This window comes from Bradyrhizobium sp. Ses1 (assembly GCF_059512365.1).
Genome location: NZ_JCAMOQ010000025.1, coordinates 1 through 21,577, shown reverse-complemented (window position 1 = coordinate 21,577; position 21,577 = coordinate 1). Strand labels below are relative to the sequence as shown.

Sequence of the window (21,577 nt, the reverse complement as noted above, 5' to 3'; positions counted from 1 at the left end):
GGCACTCCGACCGCTATCTCGTTTTCTTTTCATCAAGACCGGAAGTGAAGAACCATGGCCATCAAGACCGCGGCTGAGATTTGGCGCGACTATGAGTTCGACGGCGTTCCTGCGAGCGGTCCGAACCGGCCAGACAAGCGCGAGATTCGCCCTTGGGCGATCATGCTTGAGTCGATGCTCGCGCAGCTCGGTCTGGGGTACGCCACGCTCGCGCTGCTCAATGCCGACCTGGCGCATCCTGCGAACACGCTGGCAATGGTTTACGCCGATACGACGCCGGCTAACAACGGTATTTACCAGAAGTCCGGCGGATCGGGCTCGGGTTCGTGGACCCGCGTCGGAGACCTGCCCGATAGCATCGTCAATCTAACGGTGATCGGCGGCACGGCGAACGCGATCCAGGCAAGCGCGGCAGTTGATCCAGTGCAACCCGGGCGCAAGCTGTACCTGATGACGCCGACATCGAGCAACACCGGCGCCACCACGATTTCGGTGAACGGTGGCACGCCCGTCGCCATCAAGAACGCGTTCAATTCGTCCCTGGCCTCTGGCTCCCTGATCGCCGGCAATCCGGTGGTGATGATCAGGCCCGATGGCGACTTCCGTCTCTTGATCGCAGCCGCGGTGGATGGCGATGCCATCCTGGCGGACGCGGTGGCCGCACGCGACGCAGCTATTGCTGCGGCCGCTTCGGTGGCGATCTCGGCTGCTGCGGATCGCGTCGCGTTGAAGGCGCTGAATACGACCAACACCAAGACAGCGTTAATGCGCGAAGCCGGTCGAGAGGGATTGTTCGTCTTCAAGTCTGGCGATTTCTCTGCGCAAGTCGCGGCCGACACTAAGGAAGGAATCCATATCAAGGCCGACGGAATCGCGGCAACAGCCGGCGCCTGGGTGCGTGTGAGAACCGACGGCGTGTATAACGTAAAATGGTTTGGATCTAAGGGCGATAATGCGACAAACGATTCCGCTGCCATTCAGGCAGCAATCGATCTATGCCAGACCAATCTGGGCGGTACGGTTCTCTTCCCAGCCGGTGGGTATTTAATAAATACCGGTCTTGTAGTTAGCGCGCCGCTCGTCCGCCTTGAGGGTGTCGGAAAGAGGCATTGCAGTATCAGGAGTTCGAATGCATCAATCGGCAACGTCATCACGATAAGTGCCGCGCGCTGCGCCGTGGAGAACCTTTCCATATTTCATCAAGTGGTGCCCTCGGCGAGCGGTGCGCTCATAACGATGGGGGCCGGCGCAGTACAGTGCACCATAAGCGATCTAGATATGGTCGGTGGAGGATACTGCTTCCGGGGCAGCGCTGGCTCAACTGACGTTTTGATCAGTGACTGCGTAATGCGCCTCGCATGGAGCGGAAACTCCGTCTATACGCAGGGAGCTGGAGCTTACGTCTTCGACAGGTGCCTATTCAATCAAGACTGGCCTGTTGCGGTGCCTTCTGCAGCTAACGATAAAACATCGGCGGGTCGGCAAAACTCTACCGCGTATGCGCTAAAGGACTACACTACATACAATGGGCTTCTACTCCAGTGTGGTCAGGCTGGAACTAGCGGAGCATCGGGACCGACCGTCACGGGAGCCTGGTACGGCACCGCTATCACAGATGGCACCGTTATATGGTATATCGCCGGCAACTCCGACGGCGCCGGAGTCCAGGTCGATTCGGCTAGCACGTACATCACATTCAAGGATTGCGATTTTACCGGATCCTATGTGTATGGGGCCCGGGTCACGAACGGTCTTGGGACGACCCCACCCGATGTGATTCGTTTTCATGATTGCACCGTTGGTGGTGTGACACTTCATGGCATCAATATCAGCGCTGGCAGAGGTGTTTGGATTGAGGGGTGTGAGATACAGGCCTGCGTCGGCAACAACGGTTTTCGTTCTGGTATAGTTATCGGCAGCAGCATTACCGGAGAGATGATTGTCCGAGGCAATAGAGTCACGGCCGGCTTCGCCAGTGGTCTATTTGCCTCGCACACGGTTGGGAGCCTTCTTATCCAAGGAAATGAGTTCCTTGGATTGGCGGCTGGTATCAACATTCAAGCCGGCGTGAGGGATTTTGTTATCACTGGAAACAACGTAGGCGGGTCATCAGTTTTCGGCAACAATACGACAGGTATCTCCGTTGCCGCTGGTACAAGCGATTTTTACATCATATCCCAGAATCGAGTTCATGGTGCGACGACTGGCGTTAGCGATGGCGGGTCAGGCGGAAACAAGTCTGTGACAGCTAATTTTTAGCCTGATTATCTCGACGTCTGATAATCTCAGCCATTGCTGGCCCTAGCCGGTCGGCCAGCATGTCTGTGTGCTCACGGCGAACATGCGCCGGCTCAGACGTGAAGATGTCGGCCTGCCACGTCTCGATCAATGGGAATGGAATTTCCACGTCGGGATTGTCGTGCTTGAACTGATCAATGACTGCTCTAGCTTTTTCGCTACCTCTTCCCGTTCCAAGCGTGCAAGCGACTGGCTGAAAGACGATAACCAGCGTTGCCCTATGCTTGCGCGCCAACGCCGCGTAGCTATCGAGTACATCTTTGAGGTATGTCCTGTAGTCCATGTCGCTGAAGCTGAAGAACTCCGGTGTTGGGATGTCACATTCGGAGCTGGATACAGTCCTGCGCGCGTCTGATTCAGGCATCCAGCCGTGCGTTTCGCGGAACGTTCGGTGGAATTCGATATAGTTGACATTGTTCAGCAGTGGGCGTTTGGGGTCGTTGAAGCGCCCTCCGGCATAGTATGCATAGTCGGTGACTTGCCGGCGGTATGCCAGCGAGGGGATATGGAAAACACGCCAGGCGCTTAGGAACTCCTCGTAGACCGCGCCACCAAAGACCTTCACGTCTGGAATCCCCCAGAGTGCAGCGCCGTCAGAGTCCCACATCTCCGGCCGGGGCATGGTATAGGGAGTGAAGTGCAGGACCATGTATTTGATGGACGGATTTCGCTCGGCCATCAATTCGAGGATGTTGTAATACCCGCGAAAACCGAGATTGGCGCAGCAGCTCATGTTGAGATAGCTGACGCCAGCCGGCAAATGCTTCATGACGGCGTTGGGCTCGATCCCATAAAAGCCGGAGCTGTCTCCTGCTTGGACAATCGTTGGATTCGAATCGGCGAACGCTTTGATCTTCTCCCACACGAATAGCCTCTGTGGGGTCTCGTCTTTGACAAACGAGAACTGCAGGAAATTGGTTCGATCGAATATGCTCGGATGAGCGATGATGGAGATCGAGAGCTCAATTGCGAGGAACGCGATTGCAGCAGCGATCCAACCCCTAAAAGGCAAAATAGATGAACTCATTGGCTTCCCTGCGGGCGAAGAAGACGATTCCATAGAGCAGCGCGAGGATGACGGCGCTGCGCAGAGGCCACGCCATAACAGCGAACAGATCGGGGAATTCGACCTTGTTCCGCCACCCGAGATAGTCGGACACCCACACCGGCACCATGAAGAGAAGAAGGCCCCAAGCGTAGACGACGAAAACCCAGTTCTTGACAACGAAGCCGTTGATGGTGCCGAAAAAAGTGAGGGCAGCAGCATGCATCCATTGCGGCTGAGTCCACGCTTCCTGCCAATAGCCGGCGTAGTCGTGCAAGATGCTGACGACTGCTCCTGGAAGCGCTGCTATCGACTGCATGACGGGAAGGAACTGCTCTGGCGTCGTGCGGAAGAAGATCCATCCGAGGCAGACCAGATGGAAAAACAGCACGATCGACGCGGCTTTCCCGAAGCGACCGAACCGCTTGATCAGGAATTCATCGATCGGAATGAGGCGGTAGATCACAAGCAAGAGACCATGGTAGGCGCCCCAGACGATGAACAAGGCGCCCGCGCCGTGCCACAAGCCGCCGAGGAGCATCGTGATCATCAGATTGCGCAGCGTGGCGAACTGGCCGCCCCGGTTTCCGCCGAGCGGGATGTAGAGATAGTCGCGCAGCCATGTCGAAAGCGAGATGTGCCAGCGGGTCCAGAATTCAGACGGATTAGTTGCGAAGTAGGGCGTCAGGAAGTTGCGCATCAGTTCGACGCCGAACAGGCGGGCGACGCCGCGGGCGATCGTCGAGTAGGCGGCGAAATCGCAGTAGATCTGGAACGCAAACGCATAGGCGAAGATCAGGCCCATGCCGGGCGCAAGCGGCGCTTTGGTCGCGAGCATTCCTTGGATGCTCTCGACGATGCCGCCGAAATTGTCAGCAAGAACAGTCTTTTGGAACAGGCCGAATAGGATCATGAACAGCGCGCCGCTGACGACTGCGGCCGATGGCAGAGGCCTGATGACGGCAAGTTGCGGCAACAGATCGCGCGCCCGCATGATCGGGCCGGCGACGAGGTGGGGAAAGAACGACACGAACGACAGATAGTCGACCACGTTCCGATATGGCTTGAACTCACGACGATAGATGTCGATCGTGTAGCTCATCGACTGGAACGTATAGAACGAGATCGCTGGCGGCAGCGAAAGCGCGATCACCGGAGCGGCAATGCCGAAATGGGCAAGCGCGGCCGAGAGATCCGAGGAAAGCCACCCGGTGTATTTGAACACAGATAACAAACCGAGGTTCGCGACCACGCTAACGATCAGAAGGCGCTTGCGATAGCGATCATCTTGGCTTTCTTCGATCAACTGCCCGATGAAAAAATCGAGAAGGGCAGTCACGAAGAAAGGGGCGAGATACCACCAGGCGCTGGAGCCATAAAAGTACAGGCTCGCGAGCAGCATGAATGGGTTGGCCCATCGCGTTCGACGCAGGACCAAGTAGCCAGCGAGCACGATTGGCAAAAAGACGAAGATGAACGTGAGGCTGTTGAACTGCATCTGCCGCGCCGCGCCCCTTTAGCCTACGGCAGGTCCGTTACAACTAAGGGTTACGGAACGAAAGTGACATTGCCCACGCGCCCCCGAAGTTGTGCCTGAGCGTTGCTCGGATGCCACAACTTTAACCGCACCGGTTTCTTTTTACCGCCAAACGTCAAACCTCAAGCAACCCCTTGACCGACCTCAATGCGCCATTCCCGGGCAAATACGGAGCCGTGCCTATGATCAAGCTGACGAAGGAAGCGCTGCGGCAGATTTTCCCGCGGGCGCCGCAGGCCGTCATCGATGCGTTTGTCGCGAAGCAGGATCTGCTGACTAAGGCGGGGATCAACGCCACGCGCGCACGGCTGGCTTACTTCTTCGCGAACATCGAGCATGAGTGCGGCGGGTTCACCATCCCGAACCTGACCGAGAACATCAACTATACCGCCGCCCGAATGGCCGAGGTCTGGCCGAACCGCTTCTCAGGCCCGGCGGCCGTGCAGGCCAAGTACGGCACGGCGCCTGGTTGGCAGAAGAAGGCCTTTGACGACATCTACGGCAGCCGGATGGGCAACCGGCCGGGGACGTCGGACGGCTCGACCTACATCGGCCGCGGTGGCCCGCAGTGGACGGGCAGGGACGGCTACGCGAACTTGGAGCGGCTGACCGGGCTGCCGGCGGTCGAGGATCCAGCGGTCGCGACCAAGCTCGAGCTGCAGCCGGAAGTCTGCACGGCATTCTGGATCTGGAAGAACCTCAACCGCTTCGCCGATGCGGGCGACTTCGTCGGCTGCGTCAAGGCGTGGAACGGAGGGACCAACGGGCTCGCCGATCGCCAGCATCTGATGGCCGGGAATGACCCGGTCATCGCGCGACTCGAAACCGTCAATTCGATCGCGCCGACGATTCCCGATCCGAAAAAGCCACCGGTGACGAAGGGCGATGTCGTCAAGGGCGGCGCCGGCGCGGTGATCGCCGCCACAGTTGCCACCGGTGTGCACCAGGGCTGGGGCCCCGCGCAGTGGCTCGTGATCGGCTTCATCGTCGTGGCCCTTGGCGTGGCCGGCTTCCTCATCAGCAAATCCATCAACCGGCCGGCGGCGGCCTGAAAGGCATCACCATGAACATCCTGATTGTCCTCGCCATCCTCTCGGCGCTGATCCTTCTCTATGCGATCGAGGGCCGCGCCTGGTTGAAACGGCAGCCATGGGCGAAGGGCTTCTTCGACTGGATCGAGCCGATCGAGATCGCGCTGTTCAAGAAGTCGGAGACGATCCTCTTCGCGCGGCTGCTGTCGGCTCTCGGCATCGTGCTGACGTTCCTGACGCAGGTCGGCGACATCAACCTGACCCCGCTCATGCCGCTGGTCCCCGATCAATACCAGGCCATCGTTACCCTGTTGATCAACTGCGTCCCGCTGGCGATCAGTTTGGTCGGCATGATGGTCGAGTGGTTGCGGAAGAGGACCACGAAGCCGGTCGAACTCGTGGCCGTGCCCGAGACCACGGCGCCGCCGGCGGTGAAGGCGGCCATCGCGCAGGCTGACGCGGCGAAGGAGGAGGCCGTTGCGGCGGTGGAAGAGGCGAAGGTGGCGTGATGCTGTCAGCCATTGCTTCCGCGCTCGGCGGCCAGATCATCGATAGCCTGCTCGGCAAGATCACGGGCGTCTTCCAGGCATACTTCAATAAGCAGATCACACAGGCGCAGCTTCGCGCTCAGCTCCTGACGGCGCTGGTTGAGACCTTCGGCGAAATCGAGAAGGCGCATGCCGACGTGCTGGCCAAGACATACGCCAGCTTCATGGACGCGGCCAAGACCTCGCCGCTACTGCAGCGGGTGTGGGCAATCGCCACGCTCTCGCAGCTTTTCGTGCTGGTGTGGCACCAGTTTGTGATCCCGTTCATCGTCTTCATGGGACTGACGGCGCGCTATCCATCCTCCGGAACGACCGTGGAGTGGGCCTATCTGCTCGTCGGCGCTCTCTTGGGCCTGGGGCCTCTCGTTCTCCGGAACGGGCCCGGCGCGTTATCGCCGGACAAGCTCAAGGCGCTCATCAAGTGAAATGGCGGCTCGACCCGTCCGCGCCAACGGCAGGCCGAGCCTAACCCGCAACGGGCGCGAACCCGTAACAGGCTGGGGATGATCCTAGCGATAGATCGTTAACGAGCTCTGGAACGCTAGGGGACAATGGGAATGAGCTTCACGTTCGATACGACGATCAGCATCCCTGGTGTTGTTGGTCTGCTACTTTTCGTCGGGGGCATCATTGGAGGGTGGTACAAGTTTGGAGGACGCCTCAACATGCTCGAATATCGGGTTGGCGCGATCGAGGACACGCTCAAGATCCTGAGCGAAACCTTGAAGTCGATTTCCGAGACAGACAAGAAGATCGCCGTCATTGATGAGCGGCAGTTGGCGCTCGAAAAGAGCAATACCGCTATGCTCGAAACAATCGAAGGACTGCGGCGCGGAGAGGGCTACATCACGACACGCCGCGGCAATCTCGAGGGTGAGTACAGCCGCTAAATGCCTCAGAGGCGCGCCAACTTCTCGGTGCTCGTCGTGGTACTGTCGCTGATGGTTCTGCTGATACTACCGCACGCTTACCTGAAATCACCCCTTGCCGGCGTTAGCTCGCAGCGCCACACGCGCCAGCGCCGCCAGGTCGAATCCACTCAGCGCGGCTTTTCACCGCTGCCCCCTGTCGAGGTGCCCGTGGCTGAGCCCGTTGTCGGTGGAGCAGTGTCAGTCTTCCCGGGAGCATGGGGGGAAGCGCCCGGCTTTTCCTGCTCGCCCACATAGCCTGACTCGCCGGACTGTCGGGTCTTGGCACCCTTGTCCGCCTCCTCTTGCATCTGCGGGTTGGGGGCCGTCTGCTGCTGCGCCAGCGCCGGCAGGGCGATCATGGTTCCGCTCGCGACAAGCATCGCAACGATTATGGTTCGCATAGGTCCTCCCCGTCGTAGCGTCACTTTGTACGAATACGAACGCGCCGGTTCGCGAAGGTTTCCTGGTTCAACGCCATATTTTCAGGACAAGGGATGCGGCGCAGCCGCGCAGCTTATTCGATGAAGCCGGCCAGTCTTGGCAGCCAGAGGCTGATGCCCGGGAAATAAATGCACAGTATCAGGCCGAGCACCTGCCGCGCGCCGGCGCCGCCGGAACAATCTGCGGCTGTTCTGCTTACTTTCTGCTGCTGCCACTAGACATTGGCTGGTGACGCTATGAGAGAAGGCGATCGTGTCATTCTGCTGCTTCGTACAACCGAGAATCTGTCAGCCCGTCTTCAGCAGGAGGTGCAATTGAGTCGTACTGCCGAGGATCTATCAGCCCGCCTTCGGCAGGTGGTGATCTTGAGATCTGAACTGGAAGGACGTCTCGGGCGGCGACCACCTGATCGGACCGGCCTGAGCCCAGGAACCCGGTTCCAAGCTGACCGCTGAAACGGGACTCGAGGCTGATCGTTGCCGACGCGCTAGGCGTCTGGCATTAGCTCTTCTCGCTAGGCATGCTCACGGCACGGGCGAGGGGAGCGCCCGTCTTGGCCGCAGGCCTATCGGCCTTCCTCTCGTTTGGTAACCGCATCAGCCAGCTTTCGCCATTCCTCGGCGAGGCGCTCCCACGACTGTCGGTCGAGCGGGCTGACACTAGGCCGTCATGGCCTTCCTGAACTGCCGGCATTCCTAAACCGGCAGTAGGTCGGCCCTTTGGGCCTGTTCAACCTCCCAAGACTTGGCCGCGTCATCCATGCTTGGATACCGCGGCCTTTTGTTTTTGCGCTGTGAAAAGTGCCCGGCGGCCGATTTCCTCGTGGATAAGCGCGCTCGGAAAATGTGCGCCGTCTGTTCCCGCGTATTCTGAACAGCTTAGATTTCCGCTCGGCGATTCACCTTTTCCTGGGCGAGCAGCATCAGACCATAGGGCGCGGTCTCTTATGTATGTGGCACTTCGAAACGCTTCGCGGCAGGACTATCTGCCGAGCTCTGACCATAGGTAATTTTGCATGAGCATTCTTTCCGGAGATCCCCTGACGCAGCTTGCTTTCTCTGTCTACGAAAACAAAGGCGTCTTTGCCGTGCTTCTAGGGTCGGGCGTGTCGCGCGCCGCAGAGATTCCGACAGGATGGGAAATCACTCTCGATCTGGTCCGGCGAGTAGCGCTCGCCCAAGGCGTGCAAGAACAGCCAGATTGGGCGGCTTGGTATCGAGAAAAAACGGGTGATGAGCCGAACTATTCTACGCTTTTGGAAGATCTGGCCTCATCACCTGAGGAGCGGCGCTCGATCCTGCATAGCTACATCGAGCCGACTGAAGAAGACCGGGAAGGAGGCCGCAAAATTCCGACTGCCGCACACAATGCCATCGCTGATCTCGTGCGGAGTGGATATGTCCGAGTTATCATCACGACCAATTTTGATCGACTGATGGAGAACGCGCTGCGCGAGCGCGGCATCGAGCCGACAGTCGTTTCCTCGGTTGATGCGCTTTCCGGCGCAGAGCCAATCGCGCACAGCACCTGTTACATCCTCAAGCTCCATGGCGACTACAAAGACGCGCGTATCCTCAATACGGAGGACGAGCTTAGCGGCTACCCCGCGGAATACGATGTACTTCTCGATCGTATTCTAGACGAGCACGGCCTTATCGTCTCCGGCTGGTCGGGCGAATGGGATCATGCCCTCCGGGCAGCTTTTCTCCGTGCGCCAAACCGCCGCTACTCCATGTTTTGGACGGCGCACGGCACACCAGGGAGCGGCGCGCAGGAACTGATCGGTCACCGTCGTGCCCGTGTGATTCCGATAGCCGATGCTGACGGCTTTTTCCGGGGGCTTCAACAGCGTGTCGACACACTCGAGCAGAGCCAGCGTCAAAATCCCGTCGGCATCGAGCTGCTTGTCAGCAGCGCGAAACGCTTTCTTTCAAAACCTGAACATCGAATTCAACTAGACGAACTGTTCTCGCAAGAACTGCAGAGTGTTCTTGCAAGGCTTGACAGCCCAGAGCTTAGGGTGCCGCCGAATTGGGATACGGCGACCTTCCGCCTCTACGTGAAGCGGTACGAGTCAGCGGTTGAGGCGCTCGTTTGCATGGCAGGCGTCGTCGGCAGGTGGGGCGACGATACCGAGCTTGCCATTGTACTGGATACTATCCGCACTCTCTATGCCCATGCGGACAAGGTTGGCAGCGGCCTCGTCTCATATCTTGGGATGCGATCATATCCGGCCGTACTGGTGTTAACGGCCTGCGGCCTCGGTCTAACCCGAGCGGAGCGGTGGGGAGCGCTTCACCGGCTGTTTGATGCAGTCATTGAGCGCGACAACAGGCAGCCGGTTCGTGCCGTGGAATGCCTCTTCCTGTGGGCATGGAAGGGCACAGAAGGAGAGGCATGGAAACAGATAGAAGGTTTCGAACGGCACAAGACCGCGCTCAGCGACTACCTCCTCACGCTGTTTGGCGAATGGAGCAAGCGTTTCATCGGGCTGACACCCGACTTCGCGCTGGTGTTCGAGCGGTTTGAAATGCTCGGCTCATTGGCTCATCTCGAACGATACGACAAGGAACAGGTCCGGCAGGAGCTCGCAGGCCCGCCACACAATAGCTGGGCGTTCATGCCCGTTGGCAGAATCGGGTGGGATGAAAGCAACGCAGCGAAGCTCGTACCGGAGCTGCAATCAGAGCCTATGAAGACGGCATTGGTTCAAGCCGGATTTGCGAAGAACGATCTCGAGTTCATTGATCTTTTCATCGAGAACTTAGGGCGCATTGCCGGGCGGATGCGATTGTCGTGACTGCTCCGCACATAGCGCTTCGAGCAAGACCGAGTAAATCAGGTAAACGCCGGACATCGGGATATATTGATGCCAATCGCGGATCCGCTGCTTCTCGTGAGCTTTACTGCGGCTATCCTCTACCGGATGCGAAAGCGGTCCTCGTGGTCGATCACGCTTCCCAAGTCTCGCAGGTCGATCCATCCGCCGCACGCCTCGCACTTGAGGAAATATTCGCTTTCGTTCTCGGGCGGCCCTCCAACTCGCTCGCTAAGGTATTTTCCGCGGGGAATTCTGCGCTTCATGAGAACGAATCCATTACCCTCTCAAAGCTCGGATGCCTCCGGTTCTTGACCTTAACTCCAGTGATCACAACGGACGGCCCGGACTCGGATCATAACTATGAGGAATTTGCATTTTAGTAGAATGCTACCATCCACAAGGAACTCTCTCGCTGTGAGAGGTATTGCTTGCGGAGGAGCGGTCTGCACAGCAGAGTTGATCGTATTCGGTCATCCCTGCACCATCGCTGCCCCCAGCCCCCGGCAAGGATGAACGAACCGAGGCCCAGAGGGTTCGTCCCTTTGTGGCCTCGTTTGTTTTCTGGGGTGGTCCATTCTGCGCCGCACCGACTGCCCCGTACTCAACCGGATAGCGAATGATCACCCAAACGGGCAGCATCACGCACGACGACCCACCCGGCCGCACTCGGGAGGTTGCACGCGAGGCCCGTGGAATCGCTCCCTGCGGGCCTCGTTCCTTTTAGCCGGAGAATCTGTGCTGAGGCGGCCCACCGGATCGCACGTTCTCTCTTTCCTGCTCGACTTCTTCCGCGTCCTTGTCGTCGATACTCATGATCTCGTTGTTGGCCCGGTGGCTAGCCTTGAGGAGTTCATCAAGCTTCGCGTGAATAGCTTGTGTGTCGCGGTGCTCGGCCCGTTGGATTACCAGGGTCATGCCCCAGGTGGCGAGCGTGGCTATCGAGTGCCATTCCAAGGCGGTCCCGAACGTAATCCAGGCGATAACGTACAAGCCGAAGATCGCAAAAGCTATTGGACGTGCAGTGAGCACTCCTAAGTTTGTCAGACAGGTGCGGACGCTCTCGGAAAACATAACGCGAGCAACGTCTGTAATAGATAGAGGTTCCAAGTTGCGCTAATCGGCCTACTGCGGCTTATCCTCTTCCGGATGCGGTAGCGGCCCGGCGTGGTCCATCACGCTGCCCATGTCTCGCATATCGATCCAGCCGCCGCAGATCTCGCATTTGATGAAATGCTCGGCTTTATCGTTCGATGGATCGCGGAAGCTCTGATCGACGTATTTGCCGCGGGGGATTGTCGAGCGCTCGGCCATGACTTCTGGATCATCAACCGAGACATCCGCCTCGAAGTCGTCAGGCATCTCCGGTGGGGAGCCCGGTTGCAGACCGGGCAGGGCGCTCCGGCTCCGCCGCATGGGCATGCGCGCGGTCCTTCCCATGGCGTATTTCTATGGTTCTCGCAGACCCAGCGAGTGTTGTCACAGTTCGCGCAAAACTGGATCATGAGAACGACTCCTTCACGCGCTCAGACTTATGATCCATTTGGGCTGCTTCCATTCGATGTGAAGCGTGCCACAGACCGTGATTTCTGATGAGTGTAGCTTCCGTGACAGCCAAATGGGAGCATCCCGCTCTATTTGGCTCCGAAACCACAGGAGAGGAACATGCTGAGAGGTCTAGCAATTGCCTCTGGACTGGCAACTACGTCCATACTTGGACTGGCAACTATCTCCATACTTTCGGTCAACATAGCTAGCCCAGCCTATGCCGCCTGCAGGGGCAACCTTGCACATTGCGATAGCGTGACGATCCTTGTGTGCGACGAGGACACGTTCGTCGGCGGTAGTGACATGGGCAACGCTGAAGATATCGCTCGGATTAAGGCCCGTAGCCGCGGTTACGATCCCGATAGAGATTGCAAGGTGAGATCGCGTTGACAACGGACATTAGCCAACTTTCTGACTTTGATCTATCAGGGTGTAAGATGGAAGGCACGCTATTCTCATGGCGCGCCTTCCAACTGAAATGTATCCGCGCGGAGCGGGACCCGTTCCACATGCGGCGCTGTGTCAGGTACACTTGACGCCGCTCGTCCACTGTAGAAAGTGCGCCATTGGGCCGCGGTTGCTGTTTCACCGCTTCGCCAGCGGAATGACTGCTCGCGGCGGGATTCGCTGGTAGTCGGAATCCCGAGCCAGCGCTGTTCGGGAGATAAAGCTCCCAACGTAGGAATTCGGCCCATGCCCGCGCCGTAAGAACCGCTGCTCGTCAGCGGTGAGGTCGAACCCGCGAATCTCCCCGCGGTTACCTGCAGGAAAACACTGGCCCGGCTGCTCCAAAAAGGAGTGGCCGGGCTTTTTTGTTTCAGAGTCCCGGGTTGCGCGACCTGGTCGAGCGTGGATCGATATTCGAAGCCACCGATCGCGTTTAGATGGAAGAGATCGAGCCCTACGACGTCGTCAACTCGTTCAATAGGCAATCGGCAGCCCCCCCGATCAGGCTGAAGCGTCAGCTTGCTACCGCGATCCAAGGGGAATCTGCTATTGCAACTTCAGGTCGATGGGAGTTGGATAAGTGCGAGCCATAGCACGCCGCGCAACCGCGAGTCTCGTCTATGATCAATGCACTCGTCCCCCGCCGCAATACCCATTTGGCGAATGCTCAAAGACGCCTACTTGCAGCTCAGTATGTCCGTATGTCAACGGACAAACAGAGCTGTTCCATTCAAAACCAAGCTGCTGCCATCGCAGCCTATGCGCATGCGCACAGCCTAACTATCGTCCGCACCTACGCCGACGAAGGAGAGAGCGGTTTAAAGATTACGAACAGAGCCGGATTGGCGAGCCTGATGGAGGATGTTCGGTCAGGACAGGCCGACTTCGATCATCTCCTGGTCTACGACGTCAGCCGATGGGGACGCTTTCAGGACATTGACGAAAGCGCACACTACGAGTTCCTCTGCAAGCAAGCTGGCATCAAGGTCGTCTATTGCGCGGAGCAGTTCGACAACGATGGGAGCCTACTGTCGAGTATCATAAAGAACCTGAAGCGGGTGATGGCCGCGGAGTACAGCCGCGAACTATCAGCAAAGGTTCTCGATGGCGCCTGTCGACTATCGCGATTAGGTTTTCGAGCGGGTGGAAGGCCAGGCTACGGGTTGCGACGGGAGCTTGTTGATGAGAACGGGCGCTCGCGGGGCTTCTTGCAACCCGGTGAGCGCAAGTACCTGCAAACCGATCACGTTATTCTCAGACCGGGGCCCGAACATGAGCAAGAGATCGTTCGGAAAATCTTCAGGCGGTTCGCAATAGCAAAATGGTCTCAGGTTGAGATCGTTCGGCAACTGAACAAGGATGGCGTACTCACATTAGATGGAAGGCCGTGGACCACGTCGGCCATCCATTACTTGCTGCAGAACGAAAGCTATATCGGAAACGTCGTTTATAACCGAAAAACCTTTCACCTTGGCCAGCCTCAAAAGCTAAATCCCCCCGAGCGATGGATCAGGAGCGAAGGTGTCCTTCCTCAAATCGTGGAGCCGGCCCTCTTCTGGCGAGCCCAACAAAGGTTACATGATCATTACAACAGGCTGTCCAGCGAGGAAATGCTGAAGCGGTTGCGGTTGCTGCTAAAGAGGCAAGGAAAACTCACCAGACGGATTATTGATGATGCCCCAGGCCTGCCTTCTGCAGCGAACTACCAATTGCGGTTTGGGAGCATACGGGCAGCCTACAGACTTATCGGCTATGAAGCTACTATCGATTGTAGCTATCTGGAAACACGCGAAGCGTGTGCTGCGATGATCGCCGATTTGCGAACTCAGGTTGTCGATGCGCTCGAGAGGGCGAATTGCAGATCAACCTTGAAGGAGCACGAGACGCTAGTGGTAAACGAAGAGACTGCCATCTCCTTCCGCGTCGCGCGCTACTGGCGTGCGAAGGGCAGAAAGCCGATTTGGACCGTTCGGCATGGCGCTCGCTTGCCTGACGGGTTCATTCTCGCCATTCGGCTGGACGAAACGAACAGGACACCGCTGGACTATTTCTTGCTACCGACTGAAAAGGTCGCGCGGCGGAAAATCTGCTTCAGCGAGAAAGGCTGCTCTCAATACCGCAACCATCAGTTTTTATCCGCTCAACAGGCGGTAGACACCGTGGTCAGTCAGGTGCAAAGCATCCGACACGCCCGTACAAGAGTGCTTAATTACTGATTAAGTTATTTCGGATCACCATGAGCGAGAAGCCGATGGACGGCTTCGTAGGTGGTCCGAATGGATAATGCTGCACTCTATTTTGCAGTCATAGCGGGCTGGCTTGGCTTCAACGCTATTGTTGTCGCTTTCCTGGCGTACTGCGCCCCCGGCGATCGGCTTTGGCGCCGCCCGCAATTAGAACCCGCTGACGGCGGCCAAGACTCGCATCAGTCCGAGGAAGAGACCGCTATCGTGCGGATGCTCAAGCCGACCTGAGAACGCAGGCACGGCGAGCGGTACCGTCGCAGCCTGAGGCCCGGCGGTATCGTTGCGCAAGCAGGGTTGCCTCAGCTTCACGGACCATTTTGCGAAGAATATAGAGTTGGACCATACGGTGCATCATAACCTCGACCCGCTTAGCCAGGGCCTCGGTTGAGATCTCATTACAACCACTCATAAACACTACTTCCACGATACTATTAAAAATTTAGAATAAACAGTGTCTTAGTACCAGCGGGACCACAATTTTTCAAGCCGAGGACCCGGCAAACCTCATGACCGACCTCAATTCCCATTACCGGACACACCAGAATGCGCGGCGTAAAACGCCCGTGCGAGCGGATAAATGTCCGCGTGCGTGTTTTTGAAAACTGCGAGCGTTCTTCCGCGCCGTTGCCACCCAAGTCCGCCTTGGGTCAAAATGCGATAGATCACGATGCCACCGATAATAATGGTTGAGCAGGCGAGTAACTGGGCGACCCAGAAGCCGGGTTCGCCGAAGATGACGTAATCGTCAGGCATCGCGCAGCTCGCGGCAGGCAGCGCAAGTGACGGCCTCGTCCTTTCGACACTAGATCGCGTCGGCCGGTGCGTCCTTGCCGCAAAGCGTCCAGAACAATCTCACGTCGGCATGGATGTCGGCGCCTTCGCAGGCACGCACGACGCCGCGATGGCCGCGCCAGAAGATCGGAATGCCGTTGATGGTACGGAAGCTCGTCGCCGGCTCGGGCTCCGACCAGGCGCATTCGTCAGCGTCGTCCCTTGTTGTGGTCGGTGCGAACTCTTTGGGCAGGTCGGGCGCGGTGTCTTCATCGCGCTTATTGCAGAACGGGCATGGCATGCCGGCGCCGCCACAGGTGCAGGCGTGCACGCCAAGCCAGGGCTGGTCTGGATGGTTTTCGCAGACCCAGCGGCTATTATCGCAGCCGGCGCACCATTTCATCACAGCGTCCTCTTACTGTTGTCAGGACTCTTCGTCCGCTTTCGGCGCGCCATATAGATCAGCCGACCCGGCGGGTCGCAGCTCGCTTATCTGCTGCTCGACGACGATGCCCTCCGGATCGTTTTTCTTGAGCCATGATTGCGCCTCATCTTCGCTATCAAACATTTTGAAGGTGTCGCGTCCTTCGTAAATCCAGACGTTTCTTTCTGCCATTTGCTTAGCCTCTGTGGGCGGCGCTTCATTACATCATTCGGATCGGGAGACCCAATTCGCGGGCCTTGCGCTCGACTTCCTCAACGTCGCCGGAGCGGCACAGGAACGCCGCCGCCTCTTCTATCGTGCTGCCGTTCGTGAGCGATGCCTTCAGATCGTCAATGTCCATCTCGGTCCACTCTGCGCCGTCGTAGATATCCTCATTCCGGCCACGGCAGATTGCTTGCCATCTACTTCGTCTTACAGCGGCGTTGACCTTTCTACGGTCTTGTTGGTCCTCGGCGGAAAGCTGCATGACGGCGTTATAGATCGAAGCCGGAATAGAAAGGTCGCTCTCCGGAGGCTTGCTCGCCCATTCCCAAAATTGCTCGTATGCGTCCCTGGTCATGAGAACGAATCCTTCACGCGCTCAAAGCTCGGATGCGTCCGGTTCTTCACCTTGATCCAGTGATCACAACGGCCGGCGCGGTAGGGACGTTCCCTGTGCTTGGAGCCAGGTCCTCGAGGCTCATTTCGCAGGCGGCTCGGAACAGCTCCGGCCAAATCTCTACCTCCTCAAAGTGGGAGTGTGGACTGGTTCTAGGAACGAAACCTGTTGGCGATGGTCTAATTCGCGCTTTCGGCCGCGTCTCGGCTCCCTCAAAGCACCCCCGGCCGGAGGAAAACCCTGCTATCGGGTTGGCGGCCCCAGAAGTGATATCTGGGGTCGTTTCCCCGACCGATTCTGCGCCGCTCGGCTTCGCCTCCGGGAGCGACAACCAGAGGATCCAGCTGTCAATGTAGCTCGATGGCGCCGGCAGTTAGGCCGGGGAGCCAGGCGGTCGGCCTCTCTCCTTAAGTCGCCGGTGAAGCTTGCGGCCGGACCTCTGCGTCAATTAGCGGAGGCCGCTGAGCAGGACATCTGCGCGCGGTGCACGGGTCGCCGGACGCAGTCGGGATCAACCCGCCGCAGCGACGCGCCTGTTCCAGCGCTCGGTCGCCTGAGTGACCGTCATTGCCGTCGGACCAAATGCCGTGCACTTCTTGCAGACGACGTACTTCGGCACGAGATCGCTATTGACCCAAATCTCAGCGCTGCCGCAGAACGGGCAGGGAAGCGGAGCGGCTGGCGCGGACGACTGGTGTGTTAAATCGGTGGAGGAGCGGCCGGTGGAAGCGGCGCGGGTCGTTTGGCTCATGGGCAGGCCTCCTGTCGGGTTTGCCCGCTGCTCGTCAGGTCTCGACACTGACCAGCTCGAACGTTTTGCGAAGCTCGGTACGCTTCAGCGCCGCCTGAACCTCTTGATTATCCAGCAGCGATGCAGCCGATAGATCGTCGCTGCCGCATCGCGTGCCTGCTCAGGCGCTGTGTATTCACCAAGCCCGCGTCGAGCGGCTGCGTCGACGACAGTTTCGTAGTGAGTACGTATGGATATCTTCAATCCAGTTCATCATCCTTCGTTATGACGGCCTCGTAGCCCTCCGGCATCTCCGGCGGGCTAGCGTCGTCGTATCTGGCATTGCAGGATGGGCAGGGTGCACCGGCCCCTCCGCAGCCGCAGGCGAGGCGACCGAGCCACGGCTTTGTCGGATGGTTCTCGCAAACCCAGCGGCAGTTATGACAGCGCGCACACCATTTCATCTCAGAGGTCCTCCCGCACTCCCTTGAAAAAGGGATGCCGCACCTTGCCCTCCGCTGACTTTGCGCGGTACTCGATCTCGGCCAACAGTTTTGGCTCGACCCAGATGCCCTTGTGTGCGATCCGCTTTGTGTAGGGCTGCGACTTGCGGATCAGCGGCCTCAGGCGCTTTTGCAGGTCGGCTGCCGATGCCTTGTCAAAGCCGTGGTCGACCTTGCCGGCATAGATCAGGTCATCGCCCTTGCGCCGGCCAAGATAGATGCCGTCCCATTCTCCGTTGTCCAGGGCGAAGCCGGCGATGGTCAGGGTCTCTCGCTGCGCGCACGGCTTCTTCACCCAATTGCGACGGCGGCCCGAAACATAGGGGCTATTGGCGACCTTCGACACGACGCCTTCATAGCCGACCTTGCAGGTGTGCTCGAACATCGCACGGCCGTCGACCTCGAAGCTCTCGCTGAACTGGACGTCGGTCCCGGCGACAAGTTTCTTCAGAGCCGCCTTTCGTGTGGAGAGCGGCAGCTTCCGCAAGTCGTGGCCATTGAGGTAGAGCAGGTCAAAGACGATAAGGACGATCTTTTTCGAGCGGCCCTTCAGCTCGTTCTGTAGCACCGAAAAATCCGTGATGCCGTCCGCGGCGGGCGCGACCACTTCACCATCGATGATCGCGCTGCTGGCGGGGATGTGCCAGGCGTCGTCGGCGATCTTGCGGAACCGATGCGTCCAGTCGTGGCCGCGCCGGGTAAAGATCTTGACGGCCTCATTGGCGATATGGGGCTGGGCGCGATAGCCGTCGAATTTGATCTCGTGAATCCATCTGGCGCCGGTCGGTACCCGCTCGATCTCGGTGGCCAGCGCAGGATCGATGAAGCCGGGGTGGGGAGCCTTGGTGCCGAGCGCAGCCGGCTTCTTACTCTGGAACGCCACCGCACGGAACTCCGACGCCACTCACCATTCAAAGTGGAGCAAAACAATTCGTTCCGAAGTTTGCAACCTGTCGACAGCCTCGTAGGTTGTTTCCCCGTGGCATTACCGTCCCATTCAGAGGCGGCACCCTTGGTCCCAGTTCTCTTCCCCCGAGAGAACTGGGACTTTTTCTTCCACGGCACGCTAGGAACGGACGCTTTCGGAGCCGAGTTATGTGGAGGCACACACGGTCCCCTGACGTGTGTGGTGCAGTGGCGTGAACGGCAGCTCGGTCCCACCCCTGGCCGGGCTGCTTTCTTTGGGCCCCCTGCAGGATCGGTCGAACTTCCGATCTGGGAACCAGCGAACCCGTCCTATGTTTGCGTCATGACAACATTGGAGGCCAGAATGGCGAAAGCGTATAAAGCAAACGCCCTAAACAGGACCGCGCGCGGGTTGCCGGCGGGCAGCGCTATGAGATCGATTACGAACCCAAAAAGACTGGTCGATCCGCGCCGGCGGTGAAGAAGGCAGTCAAGAAGGTTAGGAACAGTCGCAAGCCGGTCGAAGAGCGGCTCGTGCGAAGGTGATCTAACGAAGGCGAACAAATCAGCTTACGCCACGTTTGTTCTTCGCATGACCTTCGGGTTACGAGGCTCGGTCTCCTAGGCGCGCCGGGCCTCGTCTCTTGCGCTCCGGGCGCTAGCTGCGGCGCTCTTCCGCCTCCCGGGCCATCCTCATCCACTCGTCTGCTAGCCGAAGCCAAGCTTCCTTATCGAGAGGGCTGATCATCTTCTCAGCCCATCGTCGGCATTCCTCGGCCTGCTTTCGACACTCCTCCGCGTCAGCCGCCGTCATTATTGAAGTCACCATCTCGAAATTGCGTCAGCGCTGCAAGAACACGAAGGGTTGAGCCATCGTTCCAGAGCTGGTTTTTCGGCTGCGTTCCAACTCTGACTTTTGCAAGCGTTCTAGGTTCCTACGGCCGGGAGGACGATTCTGGAGGAAGATGCCCATGCAGGAGTATCGCATTTTCATTCTGGGTCCGGACGGACACATTGTGGACCGGTACGATTTCCGGGCTCCTAACGATGACGCCCCGAAACAGCGCGCCAAGCAGATGGTGGACGGCCACGACATAGAGCTATGGGAACGAGGGCGAAAGATAGCCGAGCTGAGCAGGCAGGAGTAATCCGCGGCCCCATCGGCAGTCTCAAGCGAACAGTGCACCTTCCGGCGTGATCTTCACGTAAGTGCCGCTGTCGTGCCATCCAGAGCCATCCAGAAGCGGTCTAGAAGGTCAGTATTTTCTGAATTGACTTTGCTTGTTCCCGTGCCGAAACTTGCCAACACAAAGTAGGCGTCGGCGATGAAGGACTATTTGGCACAAATCGAGAAGCTCCGCAGAGAGGCAGCCGAATGCGCCCTGATACGCGACCTCGCAACCGACAAAGCCAAGCGCGACGTGTTTGACCGGCTAGCTAGCCATCTGACGGTCCTTGCGGACCAGGTAGAGTTGGCAGCGCTCGAACGACAGAACGGGACCGAAAACTAGGGACGCCCCAGTCGGCGCCCCCGCTAGGCGAACAGCTCTGCGCCAGCCGGCGTGATCTTCACATAGGTACCGCTCTCGTGCATCCACAGCCAGCCGCGATCGATCGCGAACTTGATGCCGGCGCCGTACTCGGCCGGCTTGGCTTCGTCCTGAGAAAGAAACGGCCAATTGATTTTCTCGATATGGATTCGGCCGTCCTGAACTGGTTCGATCGTGCTCGCGATCTCCATCAGCCGCCAAGCGGCTTTCTCCGGGTCGGCGTAGGGGCTGGGTTCGACGAATTTCATTCTGGTTTCTTGTGCCAAGGACGGCTGCGGTCGTGCAAGATTCGCCGCGCTTCCGCAATGTCCGCCTCGGTCAGGCGTCGATGCACCCGCTGCCATGCCGCTTTGAAGTTGGCCTTAGCGCCTTCGAGGTCCGAGCTGCTGCCGCGGAGATCTGGGAATTGCGGCACGTTCGGAAGGATGACGCCCCAGGTCCAAATATCCCGACCGCCAACACCGTGCGTTTTGTAGATGCGTCCGATCGGAAGGTCACCACCCCAGATGACCTGGTAGTCACCCCCGCGGGTCTCGCCACCGATGACGGTGAGGCGGAGGGGCAGTTCGTCAGGAGATGACATTGCGGGTGACCGGCCTTTGCTGCGGTAGATTTAGGAACTGGCGGCGAGTTTTACAGTTGCCCCGTTCCGGAAGCTTGGGTGTGTCCAGGTCCGGGCGCAGGTCTCGACCCCTTCAGGCGTCCGGACTGGACCGCGGGGCTTGAGTCAAAGTCGCAACTGCACCATCGCCCAAACCAGCGCGCCAAGCAGGATCACCGTTCCGCCGGCAAGCGCAAGTCTGGGTAGTGGGTCAGTTTGATTGTGGCAGGTTTGCTGGCTGGAAAACGGGTATTGACGGGATGGCAACGCGCGAGCATTTCACGATCTCAATAATTTGCCCCTCCTGCAAGAATGCGGGGATAGCCATCGTGTCTGAGAACGACAATCCGTCCAGTCTGGATTTCCGAGTGGAGCGCTATCCCGAAGGTTTTTCAGAAGATACTGAGGGCGGACATTGGATGGACACCAAGGTCCGCTGTAAGTGCGGAGAGGTCTTTCAGCCATGACTCCAAAACGCCCTAGTCTTGGCTTAGGACTGAGGTGGCGGTCGGTGCACAAACACGCCTTAGGCTGTGTGGACTCTTGGGATTCTCAAATCAGACGGAACGTGATTCAAGGCTTTCTTTTAGGAGGAAGCCTTGG

Annotated in this window: 22 protein-coding genes and 1 pseudogene; 10 read left to right on the top strand and 13 right to left on the bottom strand. The window is 58.5% G+C overall.

Annotated elements, in window-relative coordinates; genetic code table 11:
• The first annotated feature begins 54 nt into the window (after positions 1-54).
• Positions 55-2,259, top strand: a complete 2,205-nt coding sequence (locus tag AC5ZG5_RS25790) for a glycosyl hydrolase family 28-related protein (protein WP_456644584.1) — start codon at positions 55-57, stop codon at positions 2,257-2,259.
• Here the strand turns inward: AC5ZG5_RS25790 and AC5ZG5_RS25785 are convergent.
• Entirely contained in the window at positions 2,249-3,325 is a 1,077-nt protein-coding gene (locus AC5ZG5_RS25785; protein WP_456644583.1) for a hypothetical protein, read from the bottom strand. The genes AC5ZG5_RS25790 and AC5ZG5_RS25785 overlap by 11 nt on opposite strands.
• The gene (locus AC5ZG5_RS25780) at positions 3,300-4,841 is read right to left on the bottom strand and encodes an MBOAT family O-acyltransferase (protein WP_456644582.1); all 1,542 of its coding nucleotides are present in this window, start codon (positions 4,839-4,841) and stop codon (positions 3,300-3,302) included. Before AC5ZG5_RS25780 ends, AC5ZG5_RS25785 begins: the two co-directional genes overlap by 26 nt.
• 221 nt (positions 4,842-5,062) lie before the next feature.
• On the opposite strand from AC5ZG5_RS25780, the gene AC5ZG5_RS25775 reads away from it, so the two are divergent.
• The 4 genes from AC5ZG5_RS25775 to AC5ZG5_RS25760 all read left to right on the top strand — a co-directional run bounded on the left by AC5ZG5_RS25775 (position 5,063) and on the right by AC5ZG5_RS25760 (position 7,349).
• Positions 5,063-5,932 carry a glycoside hydrolase family 19 protein gene (locus AC5ZG5_RS25775; RefSeq protein WP_456644581.1) on the top strand — a complete coding sequence of 290 codons (870 nt, stop codon included), beginning with the start codon at positions 5,063-5,065 and terminating at the stop codon, positions 5,930-5,932.
• Positions 5,933-5,943: 11 nt separating this feature from the next.
• Positions 5,944-6,420 carry a hypothetical protein gene (locus AC5ZG5_RS25770; RefSeq protein ID WP_456644580.1) on the top strand — a complete coding sequence of 159 codons (477 nt, stop codon included), beginning with the start codon at positions 5,944-5,946 and terminating at the stop codon, positions 6,418-6,420.
• Positions 6,420-6,884 carry a hypothetical protein gene (locus AC5ZG5_RS25765; protein WP_456644579.1) on the top strand — a complete coding sequence of 155 codons (465 nt, stop codon included), beginning with the start codon at positions 6,420-6,422 and terminating at the stop codon, positions 6,882-6,884. Before AC5ZG5_RS25770 ends, AC5ZG5_RS25765 begins: the two co-directional genes overlap by 1 nt.
• 132 nt (positions 6,885-7,016) lie before the next feature.
• A complete protein-coding gene (locus tag AC5ZG5_RS25760; protein WP_456644578.1) occupies positions 7,017-7,349 on the top strand; it encodes a hypothetical protein in 333 nt (110 codons plus the stop codon).
• A 149-nt stretch (positions 7,350-7,498) separates the two neighbouring features.
• On the opposite strand, the gene AC5ZG5_RS25755 is transcribed toward AC5ZG5_RS25760, so the two are convergent.
• A complete protein-coding gene (locus AC5ZG5_RS25755) occupies positions 7,499-7,771 on the bottom strand; it encodes a hypothetical protein (protein WP_456644577.1) in 273 nt (90 codons plus the stop codon).
• Positions 7,772-8,826: 1,055 nt separating this feature from the next.
• Between AC5ZG5_RS25755 and AC5ZG5_RS25750 the strand changes: the two genes are divergently transcribed.
• Positions 8,827-10,611 carry an SIR2 family protein gene (locus AC5ZG5_RS25750; protein WP_456644576.1) on the top strand — a complete coding sequence of 595 codons (1,785 nt, stop codon included), beginning with the start codon at positions 8,827-8,829 and terminating at the stop codon, positions 10,609-10,611.
• 741 nt (positions 10,612-11,352) lie between these two features.
• Here AC5ZG5_RS25750 and AC5ZG5_RS25745 read toward each other — a convergent pair.
• The gene (locus AC5ZG5_RS25745) at positions 11,353-11,703 is read right to left on the bottom strand and encodes a low affinity iron permease family protein (RefSeq protein WP_456644575.1); all 351 of its coding nucleotides are present in this window, start codon (positions 11,701-11,703) and stop codon (positions 11,353-11,355) included.
• A 51-nt stretch (positions 11,704-11,754) separates the two neighbouring features.
• Positions 11,755-12,051: a hypothetical protein gene (locus AC5ZG5_RS25740; RefSeq protein WP_456644574.1), complete on the bottom strand. Its 297-nt coding sequence runs from the start codon at positions 12,049-12,051 to the stop codon at positions 11,755-11,757.
• 1,193 nt (positions 12,052-13,244) lie between these two features.
• Here AC5ZG5_RS25740 and AC5ZG5_RS25735 point away from each other — a divergent pair.
• On the top strand, positions 13,245-14,840 hold the full coding sequence (locus AC5ZG5_RS25735; protein WP_456644573.1) for a recombinase family protein: 1,596 nt from the start codon (positions 13,245-13,247) through the stop codon (positions 14,838-14,840).
• 60 nt (positions 14,841-14,900) lie between these two features.
• Positions 14,901-15,098: a hypothetical protein gene (locus tag AC5ZG5_RS25730; RefSeq protein WP_456644572.1), complete on the top strand. Its 198-nt coding sequence runs from the start codon at positions 14,901-14,903 to the stop codon at positions 15,096-15,098.
• A gap of 288 nt (positions 15,099-15,386) precedes the next feature.
• On the opposite strand, the gene AC5ZG5_RS25725 is transcribed toward AC5ZG5_RS25730, so the two are convergent.
• From AC5ZG5_RS25725 to ligD, 6 genes are all read right to left on the bottom strand, one after another.
• Positions 15,387-15,623, bottom strand: coding sequence for a hypothetical protein (locus tag AC5ZG5_RS25725; protein WP_456644571.1), 237 nt, complete (start codon positions 15,621-15,623; stop codon positions 15,387-15,389).
• A 49-nt stretch (positions 15,624-15,672) separates the two neighbouring features.
• On the bottom strand, positions 15,673-16,044 hold the full coding sequence (locus tag AC5ZG5_RS25720) for a hypothetical protein (RefSeq protein WP_456644570.1): 372 nt from the start codon (positions 16,042-16,044) through the stop codon (positions 15,673-15,675).
• 21 nt (positions 16,045-16,065) lie between these two features.
• Entirely contained in the window at positions 16,066-16,257 is a 192-nt protein-coding gene (locus AC5ZG5_RS25715; RefSeq protein WP_456644569.1) for a hypothetical protein, read from the bottom strand.
• Positions 16,258-16,285: 28 nt separating this feature from the next.
• Positions 16,286-16,645, bottom strand: coding sequence for a hypothetical protein (locus AC5ZG5_RS25710; protein ID WP_456644568.1), 360 nt, complete (start codon positions 16,643-16,645; stop codon positions 16,286-16,288).
• Positions 16,646-17,195: 550 nt separating this feature from the next.
• Positions 17,196-17,435: a Lar family restriction alleviation protein gene (locus AC5ZG5_RS25705; RefSeq protein WP_456644567.1), complete on the bottom strand. Its 240-nt coding sequence runs from the start codon at positions 17,433-17,435 to the stop codon at positions 17,196-17,198.
• 444 nt (positions 17,436-17,879) lie between these two features.
• Complete coding sequence (ligD, locus tag AC5ZG5_RS25700; RefSeq protein ID WP_456644566.1) at positions 17,880-18,800, bottom strand: non-homologous end-joining DNA ligase; 921 nt, start codon at positions 18,798-18,800, stop codon at positions 17,880-17,882.
• 416 nt (positions 18,801-19,216) lie between these two features.
• Here ligD and AC5ZG5_RS25695 point away from each other — a divergent pair.
• Both AC5ZG5_RS25695 and AC5ZG5_RS25690 read left to right on the top strand, forming a co-directional pair.
• Positions 19,217-19,369 (top strand): annotated as a pseudogene (locus tag AC5ZG5_RS25695) (DUF3606 domain-containing protein); the annotation flags it as partial.
• Between the two features lie 779 nt (positions 19,370-20,148).
• Positions 20,149-20,334 (top strand): hypothetical protein, encoded by a 186-nt coding sequence (locus AC5ZG5_RS25690; RefSeq protein WP_456644565.1) that lies wholly within the window; start codon positions 20,149-20,151, stop codon positions 20,332-20,334.
• 23 nt (positions 20,335-20,357) lie between these two features.
• Here AC5ZG5_RS25690 and AC5ZG5_RS25685 read toward each other — a convergent pair whose 3' ends face one another.
• A complete protein-coding gene (locus AC5ZG5_RS25685; RefSeq protein WP_456644564.1) occupies positions 20,358-20,621 on the bottom strand; it encodes a hypothetical protein in 264 nt (87 codons plus the stop codon).
• On the bottom strand, positions 20,618-20,956 hold the full coding sequence (locus AC5ZG5_RS25680) for a hypothetical protein (RefSeq protein ID WP_456644563.1): 339 nt from the start codon (positions 20,954-20,956) through the stop codon (positions 20,618-20,620). The genes AC5ZG5_RS25685 and AC5ZG5_RS25680 overlap by 4 nt, the downstream gene beginning before the upstream one ends.
• Between the last annotated feature and the right edge of the window lie 621 nt (positions 20,957-21,577).